This window comes from Stenotrophomonas sp. YJH_SMC_19, from assembly GCF_059367915.1.
In genome coordinates, this window is sequence record NZ_JCAFRI010000005.1 from 213,858 (window position 1) to 235,872 (window position 22,015).

The 22,015-nt window shown below is 67.1% G+C and carries 17 protein-coding genes; 2 read left to right on the top strand and 15 right to left on the bottom strand.

The features are described from left to right. The 6 genes from AC5P5R_RS08480 to AC5P5R_RS08505 form a co-directional block, all read right to left on the bottom strand. Positions 1 to 1,239 carry a hypothetical protein gene (locus AC5P5R_RS08480; protein WP_100438134.1) on the bottom strand — a complete coding sequence of 413 codons (1,239 nt, stop codon included), beginning with the start codon at positions 1,237 to 1,239 and terminating at the stop codon, positions 1 to 3. 17 nt (positions 1,240 to 1,256) lie between these two features. Then, positions 1,257 to 1,841: a DUF2242 domain-containing protein gene (locus tag AC5P5R_RS08485; protein ID WP_099484075.1), complete on the bottom strand. Its 585-nt coding sequence runs from the start codon at positions 1,839 to 1,841 to the stop codon at positions 1,257 to 1,259. A gap of 245 nt (positions 1,842 to 2,086) precedes the next feature. Then, a complete protein-coding gene (locus AC5P5R_RS08490; protein WP_005411064.1) occupies positions 2,087 to 4,264 on the bottom strand; it encodes a carboxy terminal-processing peptidase in 2,178 nt (725 codons plus the stop codon). A gap of 279 nt (positions 4,265 to 4,543) precedes the next feature. Then, positions 4,544 to 5,554, bottom strand: coding sequence for a lipoyl synthase (gene lipA, locus AC5P5R_RS08495; protein ID WP_005411065.1), 1,011 nt, complete (start codon positions 5,552 to 5,554; stop codon positions 4,544 to 4,546). Between the two features lie 17 nt (positions 5,555 to 5,571). Further along, a complete protein-coding gene (lipB, locus tag AC5P5R_RS08500; RefSeq protein WP_005411066.1) occupies positions 5,572 to 6,282 on the bottom strand; it encodes a lipoyl(octanoyl) transferase LipB in 711 nt (236 codons plus the stop codon). Next, positions 6,270 to 6,548 carry a YbeD family protein gene (locus AC5P5R_RS08505; protein WP_005411067.1) on the bottom strand — a complete coding sequence of 93 codons (279 nt, stop codon included), beginning with the start codon at positions 6,546 to 6,548 and terminating at the stop codon, positions 6,270 to 6,272. The genes lipB and AC5P5R_RS08505 overlap by 13 nt, the downstream gene beginning before the upstream one ends. A gap of 351 nt (positions 6,549 to 6,899) precedes the next feature. On the opposite strand from AC5P5R_RS08505, the gene AC5P5R_RS08510 reads away from it, so the two are divergent. Further along, a complete protein-coding gene (locus AC5P5R_RS08510; protein ID WP_164281720.1) occupies positions 6,900 to 7,958 on the top strand; it encodes a lipid A deacylase LpxR family protein in 1,059 nt (352 codons plus the stop codon). 348 nt (positions 7,959 to 8,306) lie between these two features. Here the strand turns inward: AC5P5R_RS08510 and AC5P5R_RS08515 are convergent, their stop codons facing one another. From AC5P5R_RS08515 to AC5P5R_RS08555, 9 genes are all read right to left on the bottom strand, one after another. Further along, a complete protein-coding gene (locus AC5P5R_RS08515) occupies positions 8,307 to 9,521 on the bottom strand; it encodes a D-alanyl-D-alanine carboxypeptidase family protein (protein WP_100438136.1) in 1,215 nt (404 codons plus the stop codon). A 100-nt stretch (positions 9,522 to 9,621) separates the two neighbouring features. After that, positions 9,622 to 10,890 carry a septal ring lytic transglycosylase RlpA family protein gene (locus tag AC5P5R_RS08520; protein WP_100438137.1) on the bottom strand — a complete coding sequence of 423 codons (1,269 nt, stop codon included), beginning with the start codon at positions 10,888 to 10,890 and terminating at the stop codon, positions 9,622 to 9,624. Beyond that, positions 10,887 to 12,032 (bottom strand): lytic murein transglycosylase B, encoded by a 1,146-nt coding sequence (mltB, locus tag AC5P5R_RS08525; protein WP_164281721.1) that lies wholly within the window; start codon positions 12,030 to 12,032, stop codon positions 10,887 to 10,889. The genes AC5P5R_RS08520 and mltB overlap by 4 nt, the downstream gene beginning before the upstream one ends. Before the next feature lie 989 nt (positions 12,033 to 13,021). Further along, the gene (gene rodA, locus AC5P5R_RS08530) at positions 13,022 to 14,116 is read right to left on the bottom strand and encodes a rod shape-determining protein RodA (protein WP_033834551.1); all 1,095 of its coding nucleotides are present in this window, start codon (positions 14,114 to 14,116) and stop codon (positions 13,022 to 13,024) included. 122 nt (positions 14,117 to 14,238) lie between these two features. Then, positions 14,239 to 15,351: a rod shape-determining protein RodA gene (gene rodA, locus AC5P5R_RS08535; RefSeq protein ID WP_005411073.1), complete on the bottom strand. Its 1,113-nt coding sequence runs from the start codon at positions 15,349 to 15,351 to the stop codon at positions 14,239 to 14,241. Then, entirely contained in the window at positions 15,348 to 17,423 is a 2,076-nt protein-coding gene (mrdA, locus tag AC5P5R_RS08540; RefSeq protein WP_005414510.1) for a penicillin-binding protein 2, read from the bottom strand. Before mrdA ends, rodA (AC5P5R_RS08535) begins: the two co-directional genes overlap by 4 nt. A 3-nt stretch (positions 17,424 to 17,426) precedes the next feature. Further along, on the bottom strand, positions 17,427 to 17,912 hold the full coding sequence (mreD, locus tag AC5P5R_RS08545; RefSeq protein ID WP_005411075.1) for a rod shape-determining protein MreD: 486 nt from the start codon (positions 17,910 to 17,912) through the stop codon (positions 17,427 to 17,429). Then, positions 17,909 to 19,174 carry a rod shape-determining protein MreC gene (gene mreC, locus AC5P5R_RS08550; protein ID WP_100438138.1) on the bottom strand — a complete coding sequence of 422 codons (1,266 nt, stop codon included), beginning with the start codon at positions 19,172 to 19,174 and terminating at the stop codon, positions 17,909 to 17,911. Before mreC ends, mreD begins: the two co-directional genes overlap by 4 nt. 121 nt (positions 19,175 to 19,295) lie before the next feature. Beyond that, positions 19,296 to 20,342: a rod shape-determining protein gene (locus AC5P5R_RS08555; RefSeq protein WP_005411077.1), complete on the bottom strand. Its 1,047-nt coding sequence runs from the start codon at positions 20,340 to 20,342 to the stop codon at positions 19,296 to 19,298. Between the two features lie 283 nt (positions 20,343 to 20,625). Between AC5P5R_RS08555 and AC5P5R_RS08560 the strand changes: the two genes are divergently transcribed. Next, positions 20,626 to 21,564 (top strand): carbohydrate kinase family protein, encoded by a 939-nt coding sequence (locus tag AC5P5R_RS08560; protein WP_005411078.1) that lies wholly within the window; start codon positions 20,626 to 20,628, stop codon positions 21,562 to 21,564. The last annotated feature ends 451 nt before the right edge of the window (positions 21,565 to 22,015 follow it).

The window sequence follows — 22,015 nt, forward strand, 5'->3', positions numbered from 1 at the left end:
TCAGTTGGGGTCTAGGGTCAGGCTGCCTGGCCTGCCGGTAGCCGCGCAGTGGCGCAGCTGCGCCTCGCGCCAACGCCGGTAGAGCGTGGTATGCAGATTGTGCACCGCCAGGTCGATCGAAAAGGGGGTTCGCGGGTTGCGGTCAAGCAGGCGGGCGATGGGGTAGCCGATGGGACGTATACCGCGCGGATGCACATAGATCACGAACTGCTGGTAGAACGGATCGTCCAGCAGGCGGTCCATGCGTGCCAGCGTGGCGTGGTAGCGCGGTTCCAGCCGTGCACGAAGGTCCGGGTCGCGCTCGAACAACAGGCGTTCGAAGTAGCGCCGGCCGATACGCGGGATGTCCTGCGCCAGCGCCCACAGCTCGGCATTGCGCTGGTCGTACCAGGCAAGGCCGCCGTGCGCGGCCAACGCCTGCGCGGCCTCCTCGCCCACCGACACCACCACGAAGTTTTCGGCCTGGTTGCTCAGGTCGTCCAGCATGCCCTTGTCGTACACATGTTCGATGAAACCAGGCACACCGACGAAGGCCTGGCGGCCCATCGCCGAGGTGCGCACCGCCTTGCCATCGGCGAAGTAGTCACCGGCGTGTGCGCCAAGCAGGATGCTGTCGGTATCGTGCAGCGCGAGGAACGTACCGATCGACAGTTCTTCTGCGGAGAATCCAGCGTCGAAGGCCGCATCGCCATACAGCTCGCGCTGTGTGGCCAGTTGTGCGACCTGGCGACCGACTCCACATTCAGCGCGCACATTGCCGCTGTAGAACGCCTGCAGCGCCTGGCTGTTGCCCGCAGTGGGCACGAAACCACGGCCGAAGCTTCGCGTGCGCTGCCAGCCTTGCGCCTGTGCGCCGTGCAGGCCGAAGCCGATCCAGCCCAGCTGCAGGCCAGAGAAACGGAATCCTGGATTGCCCTGCAGTGCAGTCGCGGCACGTTGCGTGGCTGCCCCCAGCTCAAAGGCGTAGGCGCAGATCGTGGCCGGATCGTCCAGCAGTTGTTGCAGCAGTGCCTGGCGCGAGGCAGCCGGCAGATCCACGGGCCAGCGCACGTGCAGGTCACCAGCTGCCTGCGCCGCCGCCAGCGAGGCACGCGTGCACACGGGGCCGCCCTGCACCTCGGGCAAGGCAACCGCCGCGTCTTCGAAGCGCCAGCCCAATCGCTGCAACAGGCCCTGCACGCAGTCGACAGACGTGGACGCGGCGCCCAGCGCGGGCACCAGCAGCAGCGCCACGCCCATCAGCCTGCCACGCACACTCACCCCAGGTCCGTGGGGGCCGCTGCGGGTTCGGGCGTTGTCGCCGCCGGGGGCGCGGCAGCGTCCGCAGGCAGGTACTGCTGCAGGCGCTGGAAGAAGCGTCGATAGAACTCGGCATCGGTGACCGTGCTGCTGGCCACTTTCACCAGCGAATCGTCATTGCTGCCGAACGGCAGCGATACAGATCCGAGCGCACCGACGCCAACACTGGCCGAGGTCGGACTCTTCTTCAACGCATAGCGATCCTGCACGGCACTGACGAATACCAGTGTCTGGCTCCCGCGCGGTGCGCAGGAAATACGCAGCACCAGCTGCTCGTGATCGTCCTCGCGCGGCTGGAAGTTCTTGTTGCCTTCCACCTGTGCCGCGTCGGAACGGGCGATGGCATAGCCCTGGCTGAGCAGGGTGCGCCGTGCGGCCTCGCAGGCGTCACCGGGACGGCCATCAACGGTGCGCGAGAAGGTGTCGCCGGAATCAAAGGATTCGCGAAGCAACGTGCTGTCAGCGGCGCGGCCACCACAGGCCGACAGGATCAGGGCGCTGGCGAGCGCCACGGCAACACTGGAAAGACGGGAGGCCCGCATGGGTACTCCTGCGAGGACGGTACCGCCAAGGGTAGTCCTGCGGCCGTGTGCGGCAGGTCGAAAGTACGCCCGCCAGCCCCCGCCGTTGCTGCCGGTTCATGCACGGAAAAGGGGACGGAGGGGATTAAGTCGTTTGTGGCACTTCGCCCCGCCACGCATGGCACGGCGCTACCGTGAACGAGGTCCCCCAAACGAAAAAAGGGCCGGCAATGCCGGCCCCTCGGGTATCACATGCCGTCGCCGGCTCAGTCCGCCCAGCGGCCGGCACCGGTGGACTGCGGCAGCACCTGCGCCGACAGCGGGCGGTCGTTGGCCAGCAGGTTCACCGCGTCGGCCAGGATCGAGGCTGACTCGCGCAGCAGCGGGTCCGGGCGCTTTTCGGCAGCCTTCTCGCGCGCGGCATCCTTGACGATGTCGCGCTCGTTGCCGGTCAGGCCGTCATCGCTGCTGTCATCGGCCAGCGGGTCCAGGGCCAGGCCCAGCTCCTTGCGCTGCACCTGGCGCTCCTTGCGCTGGGTATCCTGGCGCTCGCGCTCAGCGCGACGGGTCGCCTCGTTGAGCGAGATGTACTTCTTCGCCGCTTCGGTGCGGAACTGCTGCACGTCCTCGTTCCACCACTGGAACTCCTTGTCGGTGGCGATGCGCGCGTCGTGACGGGTTTCCAGCTTCGGCAGCAACGGCGCGAAGTTGCCGTACTGGGTGTGCGGCACGGCGGCGATGCGGGTCCACGGCAGTGCGTTGTCGTAGGTGCTCTCGCCGAACTCGGTGGCATCGACGCTGGCCGGGAACGCCAGGTCCGGCACCACGCCCTTGTGCTGGGTGCTGCTGCCGCTGATGCGGAAGAACTGGGCAATGGTCAGCTTGACCTGGCCGAAGCGCTGGGTCTCGCCGCTCGGCCAGCGGTCAAGGTCGACGATGTTCTGTACGGTGCCCTTGCCGAAGCTGGTTTCACCGATCACCAGGCCGCGACCGTAGTCCTGGATGGCGCCAGCGAAGATCTCCGAGGCCGAGGCCGAACCACGGTTGATCAGCACCGCCAGCGGGCCATCCCACGCCACGCCCTGGTTGCGGTCGCTGTTGACGGTGACGCGGCCACCGGATTCGCGCACCTGCACCACCGGCCCCTGCTCGATGAACAGGCCGGTCAGTTCGATCGCTTCATCCAGCGAACCACCGCCGTTGTTGCGCAGGTCCAGCACCACGCCGTCCAGCTTGTCGTTCTTGAAGCCGGCCAGCAGCTTGGCCACGTCGCGGGTGGCCGAGGCGTAGTCGGCGGCATTGCGGCGACGGCCTTCGAAGTCCTGGTAGAAGGTCGGCAGCTTGATCACACCGATCCTGCGTGCCGGCTCGCCGTTGGCAGCCGGAATGGTCATGGTCTCCCCCTTGGCAGCCTGTTCGGCCAGGCGCACCTTCTGGCGGGTCAGCACCAGGGTGTGGTGCTTGCCATCGGCGCCTTCGGCAGCCGGGATGAATTCCAGCTTGACCTGGGTGTCCTTGGCGCCGCGGATCTTGGCCACGACATCGTCGATGCGCCAGCCGATCACGTCCTCGACCAGGCCGGACTTGCCCTGGCCAACGCCGACGATGCGGTCACCCGGCTTCAGCGTGCCATCCACCGCGGCCGGGCCACCGGCAATGATCTCGCGGATGACCACCACATCGTCCTGGCGCTGCAGCTGCGCACCGATGCCTTCCAGCGACAGCGACATCGCCTGGTTGAAGTTCTCGGCGGTGCGTGGGGTGAAGTAATCCGTGTGCGGGTCAACGGCACTGGTGTACGAATTCATGAAGAACTGGAAGACGTCTTCGCCCTTCAGTTCATTGACCGACTTCTCCAGCGTCGCGTAGCGCTTGTCCAGCGTCTTGCGGATGTCATCCGGCTTCTTGCCGGCCAGCTTCAGGCGCAGCCAATCGTTCTTCACCGACTTGCGCCACAGCTCATCGAGCTCGGCACTGCTGGCCGCCCACGGCACCTTCTTGCGGTCGTACTCGAAGCGCTCGTCGGTGGTGAAGTCCGGCTCCTGCTTGAGCAGCTTGCGCGCGTACGCCACGCGCTCGCCGACGCGCTGCTTGTAGACAGCGAACACCTGGAACGCCGGCTCCAGCTCGCCGCCCCGGATGGCCGAGGCGATGTTGGCCTCGAACGGTGCGAAGCGCGCCACGTCGGCCTGGGTGAAGTACTGCTTGCCACCGTCAAGCGTTTCGAGATAGCGCTTGAACACGTCCTTGGAGGTGGCCTCGTCCAGCGCGCGCGGGCGGTAGGCGTAGCGGCTGTCGGACAGCAGGCCGTACACCAGTTTGGAGGTGGTCACCTGGTCGGCGGTGGCCGCCGCGGGCAATGCGGGCGAGTCGGCCTTGGCCGCCAACGCCAGTGGCGCGACCAGCGCCAGGGCCATCAGGAATGCGGGGGCTTTGAATTTCATTGACGTGCTCGAAGGCGCCTTGCCAAGGGGAAGACTGCGGGGTGTTAAGACACCACGACAGTGCCGAAAGTTGCCGGGTTTGTCACCCGGCCGCGCTCGGTGGAAAACCAGCCTAGCCGGGCCGGTGTAGCAAATTGTGAATGCAGGCGAAGGCGTGCGGACCAACGGTCCGCACCCACCCGGGAAGAGGTCAGCAGCTACCGGTAGCGCCGGGCCATGCCCGGCGGAAGCGTGCGGACCAACGGTCCGCACCCACCAGTGAGGAGGTCCGCTCCCACCTCAGGAGACGCCGGCGCCCTTGGCCTGCACGTCGGCGTGATACGACGAGCGCACCATCGGGCCGGAAGCAACATGGCTGAAGCCCAGCTCGTAGCCGTAGTCCTCCAGCGCCTTGTAGTCTTCCGGGGTCCAGTACTTCAGCACCGGGTGGTGGTGTGCGGTCGGCTGCAGGTACTGGCCGATGGTGATCATGTCCACGTCGTGCGCGCGCAGGTCGCGCAGGGTGGCCTTGATCTGTTCGAAGTCCTCGCCCAGGCCCAGCATGATGCCGCTCTTGGTCGGCACGTCCGGATGCTGCGCCTTGAAGTTCTTCAGCAGGTTCAGCGACCACTGGTAGTCCGCACCCGGGCGCACGTTGCGGTACAGGTCCGGCACGGTCTCGATGTTGTGGTTGAACACATCCGGCGGGTTCTGCGCCAGGATCTCCAGCGCGCGCTCCATGCGGCCCTTGCCACGGAAGTCCGGGGTCAGCACTTCGATGCGGGTGCCCGGCGACTTCTCGCGAATGGCGGTGATGCAGTCGACGAAGTGCTGGGCACCACCGTCGCGCAGGTCATCGCGGTCGACGCTGGTCACCACCACGTACTTCAGGCCCATGTCGGCCACGGTCTGGCCGAGGCTGGCCGGTTCGTTGGCATCCGGCGGCTTCGGGCGGCCGTGGGCCACGTCGCAGAACGAGCAGCGGCGGGTGCAGACCTCGCCCAGGATCATGAAGGTGGCGGTGCCGTGGCCGAAGCACTCGTGGATGTTCGGGCAGCTGGCTTCCTCGCACACGGTCACCAGGCGGTTTTCGCGCAGCTTGGCCTTCAGGTTCTGCACGGCATTGCCCGAAGGAATGCGCACGCGGATCCAGGACGGTTTGCGCAGCACCGGCGCGTCGGCGAACTGCACCGGCGAGCGGTTGATCTTGTCACCGCCCAGCTGCTTGACCCCGGCCTGCAACGGCGCGGCGGACGGGGAGTCGCCCTGCACGATCTGCAGGGGAATGGAACGGGCGGTGGTTTCAGTCATGGCAGTTCCGGGGGCGGTCAGGCGGCCGCAGAAAGATCGGGCAGTTCGGGGGTGTGCTGCAGCAGCAGGCCGAACTGGCGGGCCAGGTGGTCCAGCAGCACCGGCTTGACGGCCTCCATCCCGGAGGGACCGCCCAAGTCTACCACCGAGGTCACCTGCAACCCCTGATAGCCACAGGGATTGATGCGGTGGAAGGGTTCCAGGTCCATGGCCACATTGAAGGCCAGGCCGTGGAAGGTGCAGCCGCGACGCACGCGGATGCCGAGGGCAGCGATCTTGGCGCCGCCGACATAGACGCCCGGGGCGCCCTCGCGGCGTTCGGCACCGATGTTCCACTCGCCCAGCGTATCGATGATGGCCTGCTCGATGCGGCACACGTAATCGCGCACACCGATGCCCAGGCGCGGCAGGCGCAGCAGCGGGTAGACCACGATCTGGCCGGGGCCGTGATAGGTCACCTGGCCGCCACGGTCCACATGCAGCACCGGGATATCGCCCGGCGCCAGCACATGCTCATCCTTGCCGGCTTGGCCCAGGGTGAACACCGGGTCGTGTTCGACCACCCACAATTCGTCGGCATCGGTGTCGCTGCGCTGGTCGGTGAAGCGCTGCATGGCGCGCCACACCGGCTCGTACGCCTGGCGGCCAAGGTCACGCACCAGCGCCGGACGCGGCGCGCGGTCCTCGGGGGCGGCTTCAGCCGGGCAGCTGTCGGCTACAGCGTCCACTTCACTTCCGGGTGGTCGCGCAGCGCCTGGTGCGCCAGGTCGTACTGTTCGCGGCTCTCAGCCTTGAACACGATGCGGACGGACACGTACTTGCCGTTGGAGGAATGCTTCCAGCTGATGCGTTCATTGACGACATCGATGCCGGCAGCCAGCAGCAGGCGGGGGAGCTCATGTTCCAGGCCGCGGTTGGCCGGGCCCATGGCGCTGAGCTCGAACTGGCCGGGGAACTGGAAGCCGTGGTCGGGGTTGTCGGACTTGATTTCCATGGACCCATTATCGGGCCGCAGGGCAACAAACCCAAGAGTATTCATCAACGTCAAAGACGGCACCGGCGGCCTGCTGCGTTGCAGGCCACCCAGAGGCGCGGGCCGAAAGCCCAACGGCAGCTGACTGCAATCTGCTGTCACGCACTGGCCCAGGCATCGTATGGCGGCCAGTGGTCACCTTCACACCAGACCCGCGGCGCTTGCGCGGGTAACAAATTGTGTCCGCTGGACAATGTTGTTTTCGGAACAGACAAGTGATTCGAACGTGCTCGTTCCGCCGCGCGGGCGCGAGTACCGTAGCGTTGCATATAACGACTGAAAACCGTCCCCTTCCCCATGAGCATTCCATCCATGCGTAGTGTCGCAGCCCTCGGGCTGGCCGGCCTGCTGGCCTCTGCCCTCCCCCTTGCCGCCCAGGCGGCCGAACAATGTGGCCCGGACGCGATGCGCGACCACCCGCCGCAGATCAACTTCCGCGTCGACAACGACCTGTTTGGTGGCCGCCACCAGGACCAGGGCTACACCAACGGTGCGCTGTTGACCCTGGTCTCGCCCAATCTGGTCGACTACACCGACGACCCCTGCCTGCCGCGCATGGCGCGCTGGGTGAACCAGTACCTGGAAGGGCTGCATCCGGGCAGGTTCGAACAGCAGAACATGATCTTCAGCATCGGCCAGGGCATCTTCACCCCGACCGATTTCAGCCGCAGGGACCTGATCGAGGACGACCGTCCTTACGCTGGCGTACTGATCGCAAACTTCGGTTTCAATGCGCGCAGCGGCGACCGCCTGCAGACCACCCAGCTGACGCTGGGCGTGGTCGGCCCGTGGGCACAGGGCAAGCAGGTGCAGAATGCCGTGCACGAAGTGCTGGGCGACGAGAAATTCAAGGGCTGGGACAACCAGCTGCACAACGAGCCGCTGTTCATGCTCACCCATGAGCGCATGCGCCGCTGGCCCGGCGATGCCAGCGTCAATGCCGACGGCTGGGGTTGGGACGCGATCAGCCACTACGGCGGGTCGATCGGCAACCTGGAAACCAAGGCCAACCTCGGCGGTGAGGTGCGCTTCGGCTGGAAGCTGCCGGACGACTTCGGCAGCACGCCGTTGCGCCCGGCCGGCGAGAACACTGCGCCGACCCTCGGCGGCCGTCCCAATGGCTGGTCCTGGCACCTGTTCGCGACCTCGGACGCGGCCTGGGTGATCCGCGACATCACGCTGGATGGCAACACGTTCCGCAACAGTCACAGCGTGGACAAGCGCCATGTGGTGGCCTACGGCGGCTATGGCGTGGCCGTGATGTACGGACGCTGGAAGTTCGCCGCGGCGCGCTACCACAGCACACGCGAGTTCAACGGCCAGCGCGAAGCACCGGTGTTCGGCAGCTTCACCATCAGCCGCTCGCTGTAAGCGAGGGGCTGAGGGTGAAGCGGGTAGGTGCCGACCGTTGGTCGGCACACCGGTTATTGCATGGCTCGCTGTAAGCGAGGGGCTGCGGGTAGTGCCGGCCGCTGGCCGGCTGTTGGCACATCCGGATGGGTTCATGGGGAGCCGGCCAGCGGCCGGCACTACCCACATCCGGATGGGTTCATGAGGAGCCGGCCAGCGGCCGGCACTACCCACATCCGGATGGGTCCATGGGGAGCCGGCCAGCGGCCGGCACTACCCATATCCGGCAGGAATCATGCGGAGCCGGCATCCCGAAACGGAAAAGGCCGGCATTCGCCGGCCTTTTCGTTCACCACGCCAGGGCGTGGATCATTCCGATTCCCACCACATCCAGAAGCTGTCCCACAGGCGCTTGAAGAAGCCGGCCTGCTCGACGGCGGCCACGGCCACCAGCGGTGCCTCGGCGATGACCTTGCCATCCAGGGTGACCTTCACGGTACCGATCTGCTGGCCGGCGGTGAACGGTGCTTCCAGGGTCTTGGGCACGTCGATGCTCGGCTTCAGGTCGTTGTAGCGGCCGCGCGGCACGCTGACCAGCATCGGCTGGGCCACGCCCAGCTGCACCTTGTCGGTGGTGCCCTTCCAGACCTTGTGCTCGGCCACGGCCTTGCCCGGCTCGTAGAGGCGGTGGGTCTCGAAGAAGCGGAAGCCCCAGTTCAGCAGGGCCAGGCTGTCATCGGCACGCTGCTTCTCCGACGCACCGCCCAGCACCACCGCGATCAGGCGCTGGTCGCCACGCTGGGCCGAGCTCATCAAGCAGTAGCCCGCCTCGGAGGTGTGGCCGGTCTTGATGCCGTCCACGCTGCCATCGCGCCACAGCAGCAGGTTGCGGTTCGGCTGCTTGATGTTGCCGACCTGGAATTCCTTGATCTTGTTGTACGCGTAGGTTTCCGGGTAATCGCGGACCATCGCGCGGCCCAGCAGCGCCAGGTCGTAGGCGGTGCTGTGGTGGCCCTGCGCGGTCAGACCATGGGCGTTGACGAAGTGCGAGTCCTTCATGCCGATCTTGGCGGCGTAGCTGTTCATCAGCGAGGCAAAGGCCTCTTCGCTGCCAGCCACATGTTCGGCCAGGGCGATCGCGGCATCATTGCCGGACTGGATCGCCATGCCCTTTTCCATGTCTTCCAGGCGCGCGGTCTGGTTGACCGGGAAGCCGCTGTAGCTCCCATCGGTGCCAGCGCCGCCCTCGCGCCAAGCGCGCTCGCTCATCATCACCTGGTCATCCGCACGGACCTTGCCGTTCTTGACCTCGGCGGCGATCACGTACGACGTCATCACCTTGGTGATGCTGGCCGGGGCCAGCTGCTCGTGGATGTTTTCACCAGCCAGCACCTGGCCGGTGGCGTAATCCATCAGCACCCAGGCCTTGGACACGCTTGGCGCCGGGGCCGGCGGAGTGGCGACGGTGGCCGGGGCGGCGGCGGCGGGCGCCGGCGTGGCCGGAGTCGGCAGCGGCGTCTGGGCGGAAGCCAGGCCCACCACCAGGGTGGCGGCCAGGGCGGTGGCGGCGGAACGGAAATTCATTGGACAGCAGGCTCCAGGGGACGGCCGGGAATGGAGGGTGGAAACTAACGGCCATTGTAAGGCCGGGGGAGCAAGGGCCGGCAGCACCGGCCCGGGCGGATCAGTCCTTGACGATCTGCGGCGAACCCAGGCCCAGACCGGCGATGCGCCCGACAAGTTCCGCCGCACTGGCATGGTCGCTTGCCGGAACACGCAGGCGGAACAGGGTACGGCCACCGGCGGCGATGTCGCTGATGGTCGCGCCGACGATGCCGGCGGCACTGAGCTGGCCCATCGCGCGGTTGGCGTTGTCGCGGTTGGAGAAGCTGGCGACCTGCACCATCACCGCGCCGACCATCTGCTGCGACAGGCTCGGCGCCGCCGCGGCGGCACGCACCGGTGCCGGTGCCACCGCGCGCGGGGCCGTGCTGGCGACAACTGCCGGAGCCGGCGCGGAGTTGCGCACCACCGGCGCGCTTGGCGGCAGGCTGCTGACCGCCACATCCGGCGCGGTGCTGGCCACGCCCCGGGTGGTGGCCGGCTGGCCGCGCGCCGGGGCGCCATCGGTCGGCAAGCGGTTGACCAGGCGATCGATATCACTGTCGGTGGAAGCACGTGGCGCCGGCGCCGGGCGCGCACTGGCCACCGCGGTGGCGGCAGCCGCTTCAGCCGCGCGACGCTCGCGACGCGACGGCTTCTGCGCCATCAGGTTGCTCTCGCCCGGTTGCAGCGCGCGCACCTCGACGTTGCCGGTACCGCGTTGGGTGATGCCCAGGCGCACGGCGGCGGCATAGCTGAGATCGACCACGCGGCCGTCATGGAACGGACCACGATCGTTGACACGCACGATCACCGACTCGCCGTTGTCCAGGTTGGTCACGCGGGCGAAGCTGGGCAGCGGCAGCGTCTTGTGCGCGGCAGTGAACTGGTACATGTCGTAGACCTCGCGGTTGGAGGTCAGGCGGCCGTGGAACTTGGCCCCGTAGTACGACGCGGTGCCGCGCTCGACGTAGTCATGGGTGTCGTCGAGCACCTTGTACGACTTGCCCAGCACCACGTACGGCGACTTGTTGCCGATGGCCGAACGTTCCTCGGCGGTCACTTCCGGCTCGGGGATGCAGGCCACGTTGGGAATGTAGTCGGGCGTGCTGTCACGCACGCCCGGCTTGTACAGGCCACCAGCGGTGTAATTGCCGCGGGTGCTGAGGTCTTCCTTGGCCGCTGCATACGGCGAACCTTCCGGGCAGTGCGCCGGTCGCGAACCACGGCCCTGCACCACCGTGCCGCTGGACTTGCCACCATGGCCGGCCGTGGCCGGCTTCTTCGGCGCGCTGCTGCAGGCCGCCAGCGCGAAGACGATCAAGCTCGGGACCAGCCATCTGATGTTCATGCCGGGGGCAGCTCCTGTCCGGCGATGGCCTGGGACAGCTGGAACACGGCCATCGCGTACATCTTCGAGAGGTTGTAGCGGGTGATCGCGTAGTAGTTCTGGAAGCCCAGCCAGTACTGCTTGCCGGTGCTGCCTTCCAGGGTGATCGGGGTGGCGGTGGCGCCCGGCTGCACCGGCGTGCTCGGCTGGTAGCCGCGCTGTGCGAGGTCGGCCAGCGACCAGGTGGGCATCCATTCGGTCGGGTTGAACTCCTCGCGGCCCGGGGCCAGCGTGGCCGGTACCGCAACCTGGCCACCACGCACCCAGCCCCCCTTCTTCACGAAGTAGTTGGCGATGGAGGAGAACACCTCGTCGTAGCTGTTGAACAGGTCGCGACGACCATCACCGTTGCCGTCCACCGCGTAATCGAGGTAACTGGACGGCATGAACTGGCCCATGCCCATCGCACCGGCATAACTGCCCTTGAGCGTGGTGATGTCCAGTTTCTCTTCTCGGCCCAGCTCGAACAGCTTGGCCAGCTCATCGCGGAAGAACAGTTCGCGGCGCACTTCGCGTTCGAGCTTGGCCGGGTCGCCGCTGCGTGGGTAGTAGAACGCCAGCGTGTACAGCGCATCGAGCACGCGATGGCTGCCGGCATTCTTTCCGTAACTGGTTTCCACGCCGATGATCGCCACGATCACTTCGGCCGGCACGCCGGTGCGCTGCTGTACGCGATCCAGTTCGGCACGGTGTTCGGCCAGGAACGCGCGACCGCCATCAATGCGTGCCTTGCTGATGAACATCGGCCGATATTCGTTCCACGGCTTGACCCGCTCGGCCGGGCGCGACATCGCGGCGATGATCGGCTGGCGCACCTGCGCCTGGTCGAGCACGCTGCTGATCTGCTCCGGCTTCAGGCCATAGCGCTTGGCGGTATCGGCAATGAAGCGGGCCCGCGCGACCTCGAACGGCACCGGTGTGAGATCCACCGGCGGCGCGGTAGCCGCAGTTGCTTCGGGTGCAGCCTCGGCCGGCCCATGGGCCTTGGTGGCGGGCTGGCGCGGCGTACTGCTGGCCTGGGGTGAAGACGGTGGGGACTTCGGCTGGGTCGCGCAGGCGACCAGGCCGAGGGTGAGCATGCAGGCCAGAGTGCGTCGAATCATCGTCGCAGGTTAGCAGGTCATGGATGAATTAAAACCCCTAACACCATGAATCACAACGATTTGCCCGTGTTCAGCGGGAAATGTGAAGGCGTCGTGATCGTGCTTCCCCATTCAGAGAGAGGTTGCCGGTTGCGTCCCCATCCCCGCAGACGCAACCGGCGACCGGATCCGGTCGATACCTGCGCGGCTGCCGCTCCCCAGTGGCAGTGCCCCGCGCTCCTTGTATCCGTTGGATCAGTACTGCTTCCCGCCCGACGCCCCCTCGCGCTGCAACGATAGACGGCGCGCCGTGCCGAACGGGCCGCCATTGTGCAGGCCGATTACGACAAGTCCATTGATCAAGATCAACGCGGCGTAAAAGTGTGAACCAGCTAACGTTTTTTGCGGACTTTGGTCAGCGAGTGTGCTGTCCTGCATCGTTGTGAGAACGCTTCCACAGCGAGCGTTGCGCAGAGTCAGGAAGTTTCCAGCCAACGGCGCAGCCCCTCGTGGGTGGTCGCGCAAAGCAGTTCATGGGTGGGGCCGGGTAGATGGGCTGCGCAGGGGGCGCTGCAAGTACGTCCATGTAAGCTCGGTCGCCGCATCCATGCGGCTCACGCCCCTGCGCAACCCATCTACCCGGCCACGGACAGGTTCCGAGCGCGGCCACCCACGGAGAAGAGAAGAAAATTCAAAAGCGGGTCGCGGCGCTGCGCTTGCTCGTGAGCCGAGCATGGCTCGGCTCTACAGGAAGCAATGAAGCAACCGGCCAAGCTGCTTTTGCCTTTGATCTTCTTTTTCTTCTCCGTGGGTGGAGAACGCCCGTGAACTGTCAGCGGCCGGGTGGGTGGGTAGTGCGGGGTGTCCGCGGCATGGATGCCGCGGCCAAGCCCCCATGGACGGGTTTACGGCGTCCCCGCACTACCCACCCACCCGGCCAGCCCTCAGCAATCCGGCTTTAAGCGACCAACCCAACCACCCACGAGGGGCTGCGCCGTTGGCTGGAAACCCTATCCCCCGTGCACGGGCCGGTGCCCGCGCACCGCCATCACCAGCCCGATACCCGCCAGCAGCGACACCGCCGAGGTACCTCCATAACTGATCAACGGCATCGGAATGCCCACCACCGGCAGCAGGCCGGAAATCATCCCGCCGTTCACCAGTACGTACACGAAGAACGCCAAGCCCAGGCTGCCGGCCAGCAACCGTGCGTGCGTGTCGCGGGCGTGCACCGCGATCCACAGGCAGCGGCCGACCACGAACAGGTACAGCGCAAACACGGTGGCCACGCCGATCCAGCCGAACTCTTCGGCCAGCACCGAGAACGCGAAGTCGGTGGTGTACTCAGGCAGGAAGTCCAGCGTGGCCTGGGTGCCCTGCCCCCAGCCGCGCCCGTCCCAGCCACCGGAGCCGATCGCGATGCGCGACTGCAGGATGTTCCAACCGGTGCCAAGCGGATCCGCCGACGGATCAAGGAAGGTCAGCACGCGATCCTTCTGGTACTGCCGCAGCAGGCCGAACCAGGCCAGCGGCGCGGCAACGGCAAGGCCCGTCGCGCCAGTTGCCACCCAGCCCCAGTGCAATCCGGCCAACAGCAGCGCGAACACACCGCTGGCGGTAACCAGCGTGGCGGTGCCCAGGTTGGGCTGCATCAGGATCAGCACGGCGGGTACACCGATCAGCACGGTGGTGGTCAGTACGGTGCGCGGCGACGGTGGCAGCGGTTGCCGATGCAGGTACCAGGCCATCATCAGCGGCAGGCTGAGCTTGAGCAGTTCGGACGGCTGCAGGTAGAACACGCCGAGATTGAGCCAGCGCTGCCCGTACTTGCCTGTACCGATCACATACACCGCCATCAGCGGCAGCATCGACAGCGCATAGATTGCCGGCGTCCACGCGCGCAGCCGCAGCAGCGAAACGCGGGACAGCAGCCACATCGACGCCAGGCCACCGGCAAAACGCGCCGCCTGCCCAGCCACCGGACCGGACACGCTGTGCAGCACCGCCAGGCCCGCGCCCATCAGGATCAGCAACGCGATCAGCAATGGCAGATCGATCGTGCGCGCCACCTCACGGCAGCCGCCAAGCAGTCGTTTCCATTCCACGCGGGCACGGTAGCAACGGGTGCTTGCGTGAAGCTGTCAGGGTGCTCCTGCTCTCCGTAGCCGAGCTGCGGGGTCAGATCCCTTTTTCCTGTGGAAAAAGGGATCTGACCCCGACGCCGGACTCAACCGTAGCCGCCGTGCACTGGATTGTGGCTGCGCACCGCCATTACCAGGCCGAAACCGGCCAGCAGCGACACCGCCGAAGTACCGCCGTAGCTGATCAGCGGCATCGGCACGCCCACCACCGGCAGCAGGCCGGAAATCATCCCGCCGTTCACCAGTACATAGACGAAGAACGCCAGGCCAGTGGCGCCGGCCAACAGGCGCGAATAGGAATCGCGCGACTGGCTGGCGATCCACAGGCAACGCCCGATCACCACCAGGTACAGGGTCAGCACCAGGGCCACACCCATCCAGCCGAATTCCTCGCTCAGCACCGAGAACGCGAAGTCGGTGGTCTGTTCGGGAATGAAGTTCAGGTGCGACTGCGAGCCCTCGCCCCAGCCCTTGCCATCGAAGCCGCCGGAGCCGATCGCGATCTTCGACTGGATGATGTTCCAGCCGGCCCCCAGTGCATCCATCTCCGGGTCCAGGAACATCATGATGCGGTCCTTCTGGTACGGCCGCAGCAGCCAGAACCAGGCCACCGGCGCGACCGCAGCCACGCCGCCCACGCCCAGCCCGACCCACCACCACGGCAGGCCTGCCAGCAGCAGTACAAACACGCCGCTGGCGGCGATCAGCACGCCGGTACCGAAGTCGGGCTGCAACATCACCAGGCCGGTCGGCACGCCGATGATGATCAAGGCCACGAGCACGGTGTTGAAGCGCGGCGGCAGCGGCATCTTGTGCAGGTACCAGGCCACCATCATCGGCAGGCTGACCTTCAGCAGCTCGGCCGGCTGCAGGTAGAAGAACTTCAGGTCCAGCCACTGCCGGCCGTACTTGCCGGTGCCGAGCACGAACACCGCCAGCAGCGGAATCATGGAGATCGCATAGATCATCGGCGTGGCCGAGCGGATGCGCAGGATCGGCACCCGCGAGATGCCCCACAGTGCAGCCATGCCCACCGCGAAACGCGCGCCCTGGGCCATCACCAGGCCGTCGCCACCGGCACTCTTCAAGGTGGCCAGGCCGATCACCATCAGCGCGCCCAGGGCGAGGCACAACACCCAGTCCAGCGTGCTGAAGAAGCGGCGCAGCATGTCGCCGGCCCAGCGCAGGAACACTTTCATCGTGCGGGCTCCGCAACCGTCGGGCGTGGCGTGGCCGGCACTGCGGCAGCGGCCGGCGTGCCCGGCTGCGGCGCAGGGGCCGGTTCGGGGGTGGGGGCACCCACCTGCACCGGGTGTTCGCCCAGCTGCGCGGCCGCCAGATCACCGGCCTGGCGTGCGCCGGCGTCTTCGTTGTCGAACGCGGTGGCACCGATGGCGGTGGTACCACGCTCGCTGTCCAGCGGCTGCATGCCCTCGGGCATCTTGCCCAGCAGGTAGGCATCGAACACCTTGCGGGCGATCGGCGCAGCAGCCGAACCACCATAGCCACCGCCTTCCACCGCCACCGCGATCGCGATCACAGGGTTTTCGACCGGCGCGAAGCCGACGAACAGCGCGCGGTGGCGCAGGTGCATCGGCAGGCTCTTCGGGTTCACCGCTGCGGTGCCCTTGCGGCTGATGACCTGCGCGGTACCGGTCTTGCCGGCCATCACGTACGGCGCACCGACCGCCACGCGCCAGCCGCTGCCGCCCGGCCGCATGGTCGCCATCATGCCCTCGCGCACCGCCTGCACGTTGTTGGGGTTGGGGCTGACCGGCTTGCTCTCGCCGGGCGGCGTCGCGGTCCAGTCACTGTCGAAGCCGTCGCGCTGCTGGATCACCAGGTGCGGGGTGCGCAGCTGCCCGTCGGCCAGCGCGCTGACGCCGCGCGCCAACTGCAGCGGGGTGACCTTCCAGTCGCCTTGGCCGATGCTGATGTTGACCGTATCGCCGGGGTACCAGGCTTCCTTGCGGGTCTTCCGCTTGTAGGCCGGCGACGGCAGGATGCCGCCGATTTCGCCGGTGAGGTCGATACCGGTCGGCTGGCCGAAGCCGTAGTACTCCATGTAATGGTCGAAGCGCTCGATGCCCAGGTCCAGCGCCAGCTTGTAGTAGTAGGTGTTGACCGACTCGGCGATGGACTTGCGCAGGTCGGTCCAGCCATGGCCGCCACGATGCGCATCACCCCAGCCACGGCTGGTGCCGGGCAGGTAGAACATGCCGGTGGACAGCACCTTGTCTTCCGGGCGGCGCACGCCCGAGTCCAGGCCGGCCAGGCCGATCAGCGGCTTCAGCGTGGAACCGGGAGCGACGCCGCCGAGCACCAGGCGGTTGAACTGCGGCCGCGACGGGTTCTCGTTCAGCGCCTTGAAGTCGGCATGGGAAATGCCGTTGACGAACAGGTTGGGGTCGTAGGACGGCAGGCTGACCATCGCCAGCACCTCGCCGGTACGGGGGTCCATCGCCACTGCCGAGCCTTCCTGGTCACCGAACGCGGCCACCATCGCGCGCTGCAGGTCGGCGTCGATCGACAGCCGCAGGTCGGCGCCGGACTGCGCGGCCACCCGGCCGATGGTGCGGATCGCGCGGCCCTGCACGTTGGTTTCGACCTGCTCGTAGCCGACCTTGCCGCGCAGCTGCTGCTCGTAATAGCGCTCCAGGCCGGACTTGCCGATGTGGGTCAGCGCGGCATTGCCTTCGCCGAGGATCTCCAGGTCCTTGTCGTCGACACGGCCGACGTAGCCGATGATGTGCGCGAACAGGTCGCCGTACGGGTAGCGCCGGGTCAGGTAGGGCTCAAGCTCGACGCCGGGGAAGCGCCAACGGTCGACGGCGAAGCGCGCCATCTCCTCGTCGCTCATGCGCAGCTTCAGCGTGACCGGCAGGAACTTGCGGCGCGCCTTGCGCGACTTGTTGAACGCTTCCAGCTCTTCCGGGCTGATGCTGATGATCTTCGCCAGCCCTTCGAGGGTGGCGTCCATGTCCTTGACCTTGTCCGGGGTCACGTCCAGGCGGAACGCTGGCACGTTCTCGGCCAGCAGGCGGCCGTTGCGGTCGTAGATCATGCCGCGCCCGGGCACCACCGGCCGCGGCTTGATGCGGTTGGCTTCCGAGCGCGTGGCGTAGACGTCGTGGTCCAGCACCTGCAGCTTGAAGTACCAGCCGCCCAGGCCCAGCAGGCAGACCAGCACGCCCAGGAAACCCAGCGCCGCGCGGCGGCGGAACTGTTCGGCTTCAGCGTGCGGATTCTTGACCTGGCGACGCGGGATCATGGCTCAGCGCCCGCGCTTGCCGAAGCGCACCGCATCCAGCAGCACGAACACCAGCGGCCACAGGCCCATGCCCAGCAGCGGTGCCCACCAGTACGACCACGGCAGGGTCGGTTCACCCACCAGGATGTGCACCAGTGCGCTGACGATGCGGTCGTTGAACAGCAGGCCGCCGATGGCCAGCATCTGCTGCGACATCGGGAAGAAGCGGATGCGGGCGCGGAAACGCTGCAGGATGAAGGCCAGCATCACCAGCCGCAGCGCCTGTTCGCCGAGCACGCCGCCGTACAGCAGGTCGGCGACCACGCCGCTGGCGAAAGCGATGCCCAGGCCGACGCGCTCGGGCGTCTCGATCACCCAGTACGCCAGTACCAGCGCCAGCCAGTACGGACGCAGCGGCTGCAGCAGCGCCGGCAACGGCAGCAGGCCCAGCAGCAGGGCTACGACCAGGCTGGCCGGCAATACCCACGGGTTGTCGCGCAGGCGGCTCATCGCTGGGCCTCCGGCGTGGTCGATTGCCGGCCAGCGGCCGGCACTACCGGAGCAGCAGGATCAAGCGAGGATGCGGGAGCAACAGTCCTCGTTTGCGATGAGGGCTGTTGCCGGCCAGCGGCCGGCACTACCGGAGCAGCAGGATCAAGCGAGGATGCGGGAGCAACAGTCCTCGCTTGCGACGAGGGCTGTTGCCGGCCAGCGGCCGGCACTACCGGAGCAGCAGGATCAAGCGAGGATGCGGGGGCAACAGTCCTCGTTTGCGACGAGGGCTGTTGCCGGCCAGCGGCCGGCACTACCGGGGAGCTGACCGGAGCTGGCGTCGTTGTCGCTGGCGCGGCTCCCGCAGGCACGGTGGCGCCGGTGGCCGGGCCACCCGGAGTGGTTTCTTCCAGCTGCAGGCGCAGTTCCGGCGGAATGCGGATCGCCGCACCGGGGCGCAGCAGCAGCACATCACGGCCACGATCCAGCTGGGCGGCTGGCTTCAGTTCGCCGACCAGGAAGGCATGGGTGTCGTCCGGGCGCAGGCCGGTGATGGTGCCGACCGGGAAGCCGGCCGGGAAGCGGCCACCGAGGCCGGAGGTGACGATCTCATCGCCCACTTCCACACCGGCGCTGAGCGGGATGTCGCGCAGCTCCAGCGTGTCGCCGCGACCGTAGACGATCAGGCGTACGCCGTTGCGGGCCACGGTGACCGGCACCGCGTGGTCGGGGTCGGTCAGCAGCAGCACGGTGGAGGTACCGCCGGTGACGCTGATCACCTGCCCCATCAGGCCACCGGCATCGATCACCGCCTGCCCGACGTGCACGCCTTCGCGGCTGCCGGCGTCGAGCACCAGGCGCTGCTTCACCGGGTCCAGGTCGATATCCAGGATCGGCGCCAGCTGCACGTCCAGGCCACTGCGCTCGGCCACGTTCAGCAGTTCGCGCAGCTGGGCGTTGTCCAGCGCCGCGGTCTGCAGACGGGTCAGGCGCGCGTTGGCCAGCAGCAGCTGGTTGCGCAGTTCACGGTTCTCGGTGACCAGCTGGGTGTGGCTGGCCGCGGAATCCTTGACCTGGTTGCCGAGCTTGCCGGGCAGACCCGCCAGTGCCCACACAGGCTGCACCAGGCTGTTGGCCTGCTCGCGCAGGCGCGCCAGCCAACCCGCCTGATCGTCAAGGACGATCAGTGTGATGGCCAATGCAAGATAGGCCAGCAACCGCAGGGGGCTGGCGGCATCACCGGATCGGGAGGCAACGGGAGGACCGGCGTAGGGCGGCACGGCAACGATTCAACTGGCAGAAGGCGGAAGGGAAACACGCGGACGCCCCGCCGGTGCCGGCCCGCCATCGCGGCGGGCCGCACCCCGGAAGGGCGCGGCGGGCAGGAACGGCCGGGACGGCTTATTCCGGCGCAAAGAACTCGTTGCCGTGCATGTCCACCAGTTCCAGCGCACGACCGCCACCGCGGGCCACACAGGTCAGCGGATCGTCGGCCACCTGCACGTGCAGGCCGGTTTCCTCGGAGATCAGGCGGTCCAGGTCACGCAGCAGGGCGCCGCCGCCGGTCAGCACGATGCCGCGCTCGGCAACGTCGGCACACAGTTCCGGCGGCGTCTGCTCCAGCGCCAGCTTGACCGCGCTGACGATGCCCGACAGCGGTTCGTGCAGGGCTTCAAGCACCTCGTTGGAGCTGATCTTGATCATCTTCGGCACGCCCTCGGCGAGGTTGCGGCCGGAGATCTCCAGCTCCTGCACCTCGGCCTGCGGGTAGGCACAACCCAGCTCGACCTTGATGCGCTCGGCGGTGGCTTCACCGATCAGCATGCCGTGGTTGCGGCGCACGTAGTTGGTGATGGATTCGTCGAAGCGGTCGCCGCCGATGCGGACCGAGGCCGAATAGACGATGCCGTTGAGCGAGATCACCGCCACTTCGGTGGTGCCGCCGCCGATGTCGATGACCATCGAGCCGCGGGCTTCGGTGACCGGCATGCCGGCGCCGATCGCGGCAGCCATCGGTTCTTCGATCAGGTACACGTCACGGGCACCGGCTTCCTCGGCCGATTCCTTGATCGCGCGGCGCTCGACCTGGGTCGAACCGGCCGGCACGCAGACCAGCACGCGCGGGCTCGGGCGCAGCACGCGCGACTTGTGCACCTTCTTGATGAAGTGCTTGAGCATCGCCTCGGTGTAGGTGAAGTCGGCGATGACGCCGTCCTTCATCGGGCGGATGGTGGTGATGTGGCCCGGGGTACGGCCGAGCATCTGCTTGGCCTCGGCGCCAACGGCTGCCACCGAGCGGGTGCCACCGATGGCACGGTCCTGGCGCACGGCCACGACCGACGGCTCGTTCAGCACGATCCCCTGCCCGCGCACGTAGATGAGGGTGTTGGCCGTGCCCAGGTCGATGGACAGGTCGTTGGAGAACATGCCACGGAGTTTCTTGAACATCTGAGGAAGGAGTCCTGAGGGGTGTCGTGCCCGCCGCGGGATGGCGAAAAAATGGGCAGAAATCGAGGCCGACAAGCCTAGCAACCCGCCTGCCGCCGAGCAAGGAAAAAACTAGCTGAACCCGCGTCTTCACAGGCTTTCGGCCTGATCGGGCATCACCCGGTTCTGGCCCTGAGCGGCACCAGCGGGTAACCTTTGCGCCGTCGGGCGCCCAAGGGCGCCGTTTGCTTGCCCGCTGAACCGGGCCGGCCCACCCCAAAATTCACCGCATAGGCTTACATCGATGTCCGCTCTGATCTGTGGTTCTCTTGCCTTCGACACCATCATGGTGTTCCCGGACCAGTTCAAGAATCACATCCTGCCGGACAAGGTGCACATCCTGAACGTGTCCTTCCTCGTGCCGCGCATGCGACGCGAGTTCGGCGGCTGCGCCGGCAACATCGCCTACAACCTGCACCTGCTGGGCGGCCAGCCGATCCCGATGGGCACCGTGGGTTCGGACTTCGGCCCGTACCGCGAATACTTCGAGGGCCTGGGCATCGACCTGTCGCGCGTGCGCGTGATCGACGAGCTGTTCACCCCGCAGGCGTTCATCACCACCGACCACGACAACAACCAGATCACCGCCTTCCACCCGGGCGCGATGATGCGCTCCTACGAGAACCATGTGCGCGGCGTGCCGGGCGTGACCCTGGGCCTGGTCGGCCCGGACGGCCGCGAAGGCATGATCCAGAACGCACAGGAATTCCACGAGGACGGCATCCCGTTCATCTTCGACCCGGGCCAGGCCATGCCGCTGTTCAACGGCCCGGAGCTGCGCGCCTTCATCGATCAGGCCGACTACGTGGTGGTCAACGACTACGAGTCGAACCTGCTGCAGGAGCGCACCGGCTGGGACGAGAAGGAGATCGTCAGCCGGGTCAAGGCCTACATCACCACCCGTGGCCCGAAGGGTGCGGTCATCCACACCCCGGAAAAGAGCTACGACATCCCGCCGGCGCACGAGCGCCGCGTGGTCGATCCGACCGGCTGTGGCGACGCCTTCCGCGCCGGCCTGATCTACGGCATCCAGAAGGGTTACGACTGGCTGACCATCGGCCGCATGGGCAACCTGATGGGCGCGCTGAAGGTCGAGCACCCGGGCACGCAGAACCAGCGCTTCACCTTCGATGAGTTCAACGAGCAGTTCAAGCAGCAGTTCGGTTACGCGCTGGGCGCGTAAACGAACTGCCCGCGCATCCCACCTTGTTCCCGCGCCTTCGGCGCGCCCCCATGAACAGCAAGGGGGCTTTCCACCCGATGCGCTGCTGGGAATGCTGTTGGTAGGTGTCGACCTTGGTCGACACTGCCGGCCAGCGGCCGGCACTACCCCTTCTGCTGCCAGGCCGCCAACCTGGCCACGGGTGTTCTGGTAGGTGTCGACCTTGGTCGACACTGCCGGCCAGCGGCCGGCACTACCCCTTCTGCTGCCAAGCCGCCAACCTGGCCACGGGTGTTCTGGTAGGTGTCGACCTTGGTCGACACTGCCGGCCAGCGGCCGGCACTACCCCCTCTGCTGCCAGGCCGCCAGCCTGGCCACGGGTGTTCTGGTAGGTGTCGACCTTGGTCGACACTGCCGGCCAGCGGCCGGCACTACCCCTTCTGCCAGGCCGCCAGCCTGGCCACGGGTGTTC

Bases quoted from the DNA above. Each gene is read 5' to 3' on its own strand.
- AC5P5R_RS08480 (WP_100438134.1), bottom strand. From the start codon at position 1,239: ATGGGCGTGGCGCTGCTGCTGGTGCCCGCGCTGGGCGCCGCGTCCACG.
- AC5P5R_RS08560 (WP_005411078.1), top strand. From the start codon at position 20,626: ATGTCCGCTCTGATCTGTGGTTCTCTTGCCTTCGACACCATCATGGTG.
- AC5P5R_RS08505 (WP_005411067.1), bottom strand. From the start codon at position 6,548: ATGGAAATCAAGTCCGACAACCCCGACCACGGCTTCCAGTTCCCCGGC.
- AC5P5R_RS08490 (WP_005411064.1), bottom strand. From the start codon at position 4,264: ATGAAATTCAAAGCCCCCGCATTCCTGATGGCCCTGGCGCTGGTCGCG.
- mltB (WP_164281721.1), bottom strand. From the start codon at position 12,032: ATGATTCGACGCACTCTGGCCTGCATGCTCACCCTCGGCCTGGTCGCC.
- AC5P5R_RS08555 (WP_005411077.1), bottom strand. From the start codon at position 20,342: ATGTTCAAGAAACTCCGTGGCATGTTCTCCAACGACCTGTCCATCGAC.
- AC5P5R_RS08515 (WP_100438136.1), bottom strand. From the start codon at position 9,521: ATGAATTTCCGTTCCGCCGCCACCGCCCTGGCCGCCACCCTGGTGGTG.
- AC5P5R_RS08510 (WP_164281720.1), top strand. From the start codon at position 6,900: ATGCGTAGTGTCGCAGCCCTCGGGCTGGCCGGCCTGCTGGCCTCTGCC.
- rodA (WP_005411073.1), bottom strand. From the start codon at position 15,351: ATGAAAGTGTTCCTGCGCTGGGCCGGCGACATGCTGCGCCGCTTCTTC.
- lipA (WP_005411065.1), bottom strand. From the start codon at position 5,554: ATGACTGAAACCACCGCCCGTTCCATTCCCCTGCAGATCGTGCAGGGC.
- mrdA (WP_005414510.1), bottom strand. From the start codon at position 17,423: ATGATCCCGCGTCGCCAGGTCAAGAATCCGCACGCTGAAGCCGAACAG.
- AC5P5R_RS08520 (WP_100438137.1), bottom strand. From the start codon at position 10,890: ATGAACATCAGATGGCTGGTCCCGAGCTTGATCGTCTTCGCGCTGGCG.
- AC5P5R_RS08485 (WP_099484075.1), bottom strand. From the start codon at position 1,841: ATGCGGGCCTCCCGTCTTTCCAGTGTTGCCGTGGCGCTCGCCAGCGCC.
- mreD (WP_005411075.1), bottom strand. From the start codon at position 17,912: ATGAGCCGCCTGCGCGACAACCCGTGGGTATTGCCGGCCAGCCTGGTC.